Below are 7,732 nucleotides of genomic sequence, written 5' to 3'. Positions count from 1 at the left end.
ATCCAGATCAGCTCCTCCCCGGGTACTTCCGGCCCGAGGAACCGAGCGCGCGGACCCATGTCGCGGTGCGTGAGCTTAAACCACGCACGGGCGAACGCATCGGCAAACTCATCCGGGTTCTCCATGAAGTGCCGTGAGATCTTCTCATATTCCGGATCGTAGCGCATGGCCATGTCGGCCGTGCTCATCACGATCGGCACTTTTCCGGTGGGATCCTCGGGGTCGGGAGCCATGTCTTCCTCCTCGATGTCCTTCGGCGTCCACTGGAAGGCCCCGTACGGGCTCTTCGTCAATTCCCACTCGTACTTGAAGAGGACCCGGAAGTAGTCCATGTCCCACTTGGTCGGGTCGGGCGTCCAGGCCCCTTCGAGGCCGCTGGTGATCGTGTCTCGGCCCTTGCCACTCCCGTAGGTACTCAGCCAGCCCAGTCCCTGGGCTTCGATTGGTGCGCCTTCGGGCTCGCGACCGACTGCGGAATCCGGGCCTGCACCGTGCATCTTTCCGAACGTGTGGCCACCGGCCGTCAGGGCTACCGTTTCGTAGTCGTTCATGGCCATCCGCTTGAATGTCTCGCGGACGTCGCGACCGGACCCCACGGGATCCGGATCCCCGTTGGGTCCTTCCGGGTTCACGTAGATCAGACCCATCTGGACGGCCGCTAGCGGATTATCCAGCTCGCGGTCACCGCTGTAGCGCTTGTCGCCCAGCCACTCGGTCTCGCTGCCCCAGTAGATGTCCTCCCTGGGCTCGTAAATATCCTCGCGACCGCCTGCGAACCCGAAGGTCTTGAACCCCATGGATTCGAGGGCGCAGTTACCGGCCAGGATCATCAGGTCGGCCCAGGAAAGCTTGTTGCCGTACTTCTGCTTGATGGGCCAGAGAAGACGACGGGCTTTGTCCAGGTTGCCGTTGTCGGGCCAGCTGTTCAGCGGAGCAAACCGCTGCGTGCCCGAGCCTGATCCGCCGCGGCCATCTCCGGTGCGATAGGTACCGGCGCTATGCCAGGCCATCCGGATGAACAACCCGCCGTAGTGACCGTAGTCGGCCGGCCACCAGTCCTGCGAGTCCGTCATCAGGTCGTACAAATCCTGCTTGAGGGCCTGCAGATCCAGTTTTTTGAACTCCTCGGCGTAATTGAAGTCCTCGTCCATCGGATTGGATGCGGGAGGACGTTGATGCAAAATCCTCAGATTCAGCTGGTTCGGCCACCAGTCCTGGTTCGATGTGCCGCCGGCGCTGTTCCTGGTCATGGCCCCGGTGAACGGGCACTTGCCATTCGTACTCATGGAATGATCTCTGATCTATTTGAAGGCGAAAAGACGATGTGTGACTCCATGATCGTGGTACTCCGAGTCCCTGTCAAAGAGAGACGCACATTATGGCAGAAGATTCATCTTCTTGCGATGAATTTGAGCCGCGCCGACTCTTTCCTCACCTGGCACTGAACGTATATCGTAGCCAGGGCTTTGGCACGAGGCTACCAGACGGAGAATCCTGTAGCCTCTCCCACACCAGTCTGAAAGGGGAAGCATCTCCGATAACGGAATCCTTTCATGCTGCCCGGGAACCGCGATTCCGGATCGTACGGCTCGAGTTGATATCGCCGACGAAGACCCTTGGTGATCTGGTTTGATCTACGGCCTATCAGTGCAGCGCAATTCATGAGCAGCAAAACCTACCAGAATAGCAGCAGGGACGAGCACCGAAGGCCGCCTGGTTCCGACTCGAGAATCGAGTTCTTCGCAATGAGGACAATCGGCACCGCTACTCGTAGTAACAGGGGTAGCACCGCTGCGTTTCCACGTTGCATTTGTTCGATACTCTTTCTCCAGGAATGAACTGTGCTCCCGTGAATGACCGGCACCAGCAGTCATCATCCGACTGGCATGACGTCGCCTCACCTGTTTCCGCAGGCGCCGTACTGGTACAGAAAGCGACAACGGCGTCACACGCCGGCCCACAGGAGTAGCGAGCTTGGAGCATCGTGCAAGACTCCGGATAGTCGCCACATCTCTCCGTGTCGCACGACTCGCAGGCATCCGGTCCGCATTTTTCCACGTCAATCCGGTTACGAATATTAACAACCCATTGCGGAGGCGGATACAATGGATCGTCGTGTTTCGTCCGGGGGAAGTCAACGAATAGCAGTACTAAAATGAGGCCAGAAATCAATGCGGCGACTGCTGCCAGTTTCGTTCTGTTAGTCATGTCGACAACGAGATAAGCTGTACAATCTCCCCGTGTCAACGATTGGCAAACGATCCTGTCGGGGACCGCGCGTTCATTGTCCACGAGGGTCGGTAATCGACGGCGGGGACACGCGTAGCAGCCCGGCCGGCAATCTAACGCGGCGCTGATTCCTGCCACACCTCGTGCTTCACCCAGTCGACCTCCATCACCCATTCGCCGTCCATCGGCGCGTCATTGATCTTCGCATAGTTCAAGATCGCGAACATGGGCTCCGGATAGTTGGCGCCAAGACTGTCCTGCCGGGCAGCCTCAACCCCGTCCAGACGATAGATCAGGGTGTCGCCGGCCCATTCGACGGAGTATTCATGGTACTCATCCAGTGTGGCCGTCAAACCGATCTGGTACGTCCACCAATCGCCGGCGCCTTCTACCGAACCGTCCGGATTCAGTGATTCGCACCTCCCCAGGCTCTTGATTGTGCGGGCCGTATAGTGGTCGGCGCCCCCATTCCCATGATGCTCGAAGATGTCGATCTCGCCCGACCCTGTCATGGGCCAGCATATGTTTTCGTCCTCCTCCTCCACCGGTGGTTCATTGTTGCGAGCCCCGAGCAGCCACCATGCCGGAAACATGCCCGGCTGGCCGTTGCCCCAAGTCTTCAGTCTTGCGGTCCACCGGCCTTTGACAAACTCCTTCCGGTTCTTGGATGCAATCCGGCCGGCCACGTAGCGAGTGTCGGGATGCTTGTTGCCCCACTTGTCGATGTTGTCGCACTCGATCGGCTCACCGAGACTGATCACCTTGAGCTTGATTGTCCCGTCGCCGACCTCCCTCGTGCCGTACTCGCCATCGCGGACGTAGCACTGATCCTCGTTGTTGACCCACAGGATCTGATCCTGCCAGTTGGCGGTGTCGAATGTGTCAAAGTCGTCGAAGAAATCCGTTTGCCAGCCCTCATTCGGTTGGTCGTTCAGGCCGGTACTGCCCGGGCTACAGGACACAAGAATCATCGAGATAACAAGAAGAGCTGGCAAGTATCTCATGTCGCGTTGAATCTCAAGTGAAAGAGTATCTGCAAGAAAATACATATCCCGCGCCACCTTCAGCGAGAGGGATTTCCCTTCGAGGGGATGACTCAGGACTGCGTGGCGGGCATGCATTTGCTGATCCATGGATCCCGGCACTGCGGCCGGGATGACTTCACGAGGCTCCCGTGCCACCCGTTGCCCGATTACTGACTGTGCACCGTGAGTTCACTGATTGCCGAACCGTACATCGGCGGCGCATCAACCGGATCGCCGCCCGCAACGCCCACCAGCCGGATCGCGTTCGTGCGCACCGTCTGGAATCTGAAATCGTATCCGACAAATCCCGGCTGGAGGTACTTGGTCTCCCCTTTCGGAAACGACGGATCAATGCTTAACTCCAACACCGGCGTCCAGCCTCCGGTTGAGTCGCGGAACTCGATTGCCGGATTGACCAGCCAGCCCCATTCCTCCTGCGGGAATCCCATATGAACGCCCACCCTGCTCACCACCACTTCGTCCGCCCACTCGTATCCATACCACTGTCGATGTGGTGTGCTGCGGGTGGAACTGTAGAAGACCGGTTCTGTGAGACTGCCATCGCGAATCGCGTTGAGGCCGTCCGTGTTTTCGTTATGCAGAACACGCTCCGCAAGAGGCGCGAAATTCTCTGATCGGACGTGGATCGTGTATGATTCCTGGGCACCCGCGTCTCCCCGGTTAACGGACACGCGCAATGCGTACTGCCCGATCTCGGACGGCGTACCCGCCAGTCGTCCGCGATCGAAACGCAACCCCGGGACCTCCCCATCAAGAGTCCAGTCGACGGCATCTCGATCACCATGCGGGAATATATCGAGCGCGAGCTCTTCACCGACGGCGGCAAAAACAGGAGGAAGCGCCGGGAGTTCGAGCGGAGGAATGAATCGGGCGTCAACGGGAATTTCGTAGTGATCCCCAACGCGCCGCCCACCTGTCGCAAGGATAACGGCCTCGCCCTGCTCGGCGATGCGTGCGGCCATGTCTGTGAGAGACGCATCCGGCATGTCGTGCCGGGTCACATTCACATAGCGATCGTTGAACGGCGCGTTCCACTCGACATCGTCGAGGGGATACAGCAAAGCTTCCGGCAGAACATCGGTGCCGCCGGCCAGGGCCAGCAGACCGGTCATCGTCGCCGCCTGGTTGTCAGCGTCGAAACCGATCGCGCATGCGAGATCCAGGGTCAGCTGTATGTCGCCTTCGCCATACAGCAAGGCCAGAATCCCGGCTGCTCCGTTCAGAATGGCGTCGATGGGCTCCCAGCCGAAACGGTTGTACGGCTGCCGGATAAAGTACTTGTCCGCCAACTCCTTTCGGGCCGCTTGCCAGTCGTCGGGATACATTGCGTGTAGCGCCTTCATCTCCTCCACGACGCCTGCAAACCGACTTCCGTCGGGCAGCGCGGCTGTACCGATGTCTATCAAGCTGTCGACATCTGACACAAAGAATGCTGCCGAGTACATGGCCCCGTAATGCATCGCAGGTTCGATGCCAAAGCTGTCATTGGTTATCCTCGCCGCCCACTCCGTCTTGCCTGCGGCGTAGTCGATCATGCCCGGCGCCGTTACCGCCCAGATTTCGTTCACAAGCTGCGGGTCGATTTCGAACCAGCGCGGATTAAGCAACGAGTCGCCCGTCAGCGGGGGTTCGTATCCGTGGTGCATCAGCGTCAGAGCGACGCGGTTCGCCGCCCAGATTCTCGTGCGGATATGATGCTTCCAGGCTTCAGTGAGTTGCTCGTACGTCGGCTCGATACCATGGCGCTCCATCTGGAGCAGATACATGTATTCGATATCCGTATCGTCGTCGCTGAAGGCACCGTCCACCTCTCGCACGCGGTCCAGCATCTCACCGTAGCCATAGGGAAACGCATCCGGTCCGGGCTCGTCGAGAAACTTGAATTCGTACGACAGCCCGTACGTGTTGCCGATGATCTGGCCGAGCCACGAAGCCAGTACTCGATCTCGGTACTCGTCAACCGGGATGCGACGGAAGTTCTGATCGGGGGCCGCGCGCTCTACCAAACAGGCGGAAACGAGCAGCAAGCCAAGTGCACAACCGGCCACGAGAGTGAGACAGCGCGAGCTTTTATGCGACCTGGACATTTGAGAGCATACATTCATGAAGGGTCCACGGTGGAAGATAAATCAGTTACGCTGCGGAAGGTCACCTGGTATGATGATGGACTCGTGACCTTCGATGATGACACATTTGAAGCGCGGGCGCATCACTACACGCGGATCAGGAGCCGACCTACGCACTGAGTCGAGCTCCGCTCTTTGCACGCAGTCACGTCTGTCGATACTCTCCACATGTGTCGCAGTACGAGCCGGCCACCGACCACAGGTGACTCGGCACCGATAGCGACCGAATTGACAACAACATTCGAGTGTAGATCGAAATGGAGATCCTGTTGCTAGGGCTACTTGCATTAGCCGGAATCCCGGCGGTCATCATGGTTTGCATGCTCGCGGGGCAGTGCATAGGTGGGATCATTGGTGGCGTGTCGGAAACGGCCGCGTATTTCCGGAAACGACGGCACCGAGTCGCGTAGTCCCGCGAACTAAAAAACGCGTCCGACCTTACCCTCTGAGACCAAAATAAGAAAGGCGCCCTCGACAGAGGACGCCTTCTTGCTTTCCGGAAAGCCCCTGCTCACAGGGAAACAGAAATACCGGCAGCGTTTCTACGCCGACTACATCGGCCGCACGGTCTCCGCGAAGTAGATTTCGGGCACACCGACGACGCCAGCACCTTCCATGGCCGTCTTCAGGTCGTCGGAGGCAACAAACGCGCGCGCCTTCTCAAGGTCGCTGACAGCGAAGTTTATATACACCCTGTTTGAATTGTCGGCGCCGCGCGAGACTCCGCGAGTCGTGAGTCCCGCCGCGTCGCGAGCGGGCATGTGCGCATCGAAGGCCGCCTTCCACTGGGCCCAGTCGGCCACCTCGTGCGCCACGAGCACGCTGTATTGCGATTCCACAGGCGTCTCGGGTGCTGTGCCATCGACGAGATTCATGAAGTCGAATCGCGGCGGTCCCATCACACCTGCTTTCTGCATGGCGGCGGCCAGATCCTCCATCTGCGTGAAACCCTGAAGCGTCTCGACGTCTCCCGCACCATGAAGTGCATGTACGACGTCCGGTTGATCGAGATCTCGGTAGACCCACATCTCCGCCACGTTTGCCGCGGCCCGCTCATCGTCAAAGGCGTCGTACTCTACCAGCCATGCGTCAAAATCCGCCACACCATGCTGGATGTATACGAAGGAAGGCGGGATCATCGGCGTCGCATCTGCCTGCGCTTGTGTCATGTCCGCCTCTGCCGGCGGCGTCTGATCGCCTGTGCATGCGATCGGGATAAGTCCGAAGGCCAGCAGAAACGTGCCGGCCAGTCTGTAGGTATGCGTGCGTGTCATCTTTCTGAAAAATCTTGGTTGGTTCTTGAAACAAATCCTGCGGCCACCCTGCCCACTAACCTCAGAATCTACAGGCAAGCATGGTTGACCCAAAACGAATTCGACGGCCACAGATTACGGTCTGTCTGCAATCGGAACCATCACGTGAGCGTACGGCGTCCCGTCCCACATCACGTATGGTCCACCCTGTGCCGGATCCCTCGTGATTCCCGCCAGCATCGCCGAATCGGGGGCAATCAGCATCATGTGCGGAGCTTCCTGAACCCATTCGTTGTCATCGGTCGGACCTGCGGCGTAGGGATCCAGATTGCTTGCACCCTGATCACCCGAAAGCATGTATGAGATTCCGAGCTGGTCGGTCGAGAAGGGCTTCTTGTTCTGCCATGCATCACCCCACGCCACCCATGGCCCGTCGAAGCACATCGGGGCACGTCCGCTCGTGAACTGCGGTGGCGTTGGCATGCAGGTATAACCATTGTCTCCCTCCTGAAGCACGTTGCCCTCCCAATCCATCGCCGCCACGCCTGCCTGCATGTTCGTGTCGGCGGCCGAAAGGGCGTCTTCGAGCAGATCTGCAACGTCAGTCACGTCAGCCGCCTTGACCGGAACCATGACATGTTCGTAGTCGGTACCTCTCCACATCACGTACGGCCCGCCGTATGACGGATCCGTCGGGATGCCCTCCAGCAGCGAAGAGTTCGGGGCGATCAGCATCAGATGCGCCCCTTCAACGATCCACTCGTTGTCGTCCGTCGGTCCATCTGCCCACGGATCAATGTTGCTTGCACCGCCATCTCCTGCAAGCATGTATGCAATCCCGATTCTGTCGGTCGAGAACGGAGTCTTGTTCTGCCAGGCGTCGGCCCAGGCCAACCAGACATCGTCAAGACACATGGGCGATACCGCACCTCGCGCCTTAAACGCTGGGGGTGTCGGCATGCATGTGTATCCGTTGTCGCCTTCCTGAAGAGTATTGCCTTCCCAGTCGACTACGGTTGCACTCGCGGCATGTCCGGAGTAGGTGGCGCTCACGGCATCGGCAAGCATCGCTGAGGCG

5 protein-coding genes are annotated in these 7,732 nt (G+C 59.0%); all 5 read right to left on the bottom strand.

Annotation, left to right across the window (positions count from 1 at the left end):
- On the bottom strand, positions 1–1,286 hold a 1,286-nt coding region (locus tag HKN37_06585; GenBank protein ID NNE46309.1), incomplete at its 3' end, for a catalase-peroxidase.
- A gap of 1,056 nt (positions 1,287–2,342) precedes the next feature.
- Positions 2,343–3,233: a family 16 glycosylhydrolase gene (locus HKN37_06580; GenBank protein ID NNE46308.1), complete on the bottom strand. Its 891-nt coding sequence runs from the start codon at positions 3,231–3,233 to the stop codon at positions 2,343–2,345.
- 188 nt (positions 3,234–3,421) lie between these two features.
- A complete protein-coding gene (locus HKN37_06575) occupies positions 3,422–5,362 on the bottom strand; it encodes an ADP-ribosylglycohydrolase family protein (GenBank protein NNE46307.1) in 1,941 nt (646 codons plus the stop codon).
- Between the two features lie 590 nt (positions 5,363–5,952).
- Positions 5,953–6,675 (bottom strand): hypothetical protein, encoded by a 723-nt coding sequence (locus HKN37_06570; protein NNE46306.1) that lies wholly within the window; start codon positions 6,673–6,675, stop codon positions 5,953–5,955.
- A 114-nt stretch (positions 6,676–6,789) separates the two neighbouring features.
- Positions 6,790–7,732 (bottom strand): hypothetical protein (locus tag HKN37_06565; protein ID NNE46305.1); only part of this gene is annotated, 943 nt, incomplete at its 5' end.

It is taken from the genome of Rhodothermales bacterium (genome assembly GCA_013002345.1).
Taxonomy (GTDB): Bacteria; Bacteroidota; Rhodothermia; order Rhodothermales; family JABDKH01; genus JABDKH01.
The sequence above is the reverse complement of the archived record's forward strand: the minus strand, read 5'-3'. Positions and strand labels throughout refer to the sequence as shown.

Bases quoted from the DNA above. Each gene is read 5' to 3' on its own strand.
- HKN37_06570 (NNE46306.1), bottom strand. From the start codon at position 6,675: ATGACACGCACGCATACCTACAGACTGGCCGGCACGTTTCTGCTGGCC.
- HKN37_06580 (NNE46308.1), bottom strand. From the start codon at position 3,233: ATGAGATACTTGCCAGCTCTTCTTGTTATCTCGATGATTCTTGTGTCC.
- HKN37_06575 (NNE46307.1), bottom strand. From the start codon at position 5,362: ATGTCCAGGTCGCATAAAAGCTCGCGCTGTCTCACTCTCGTGGCCGGT.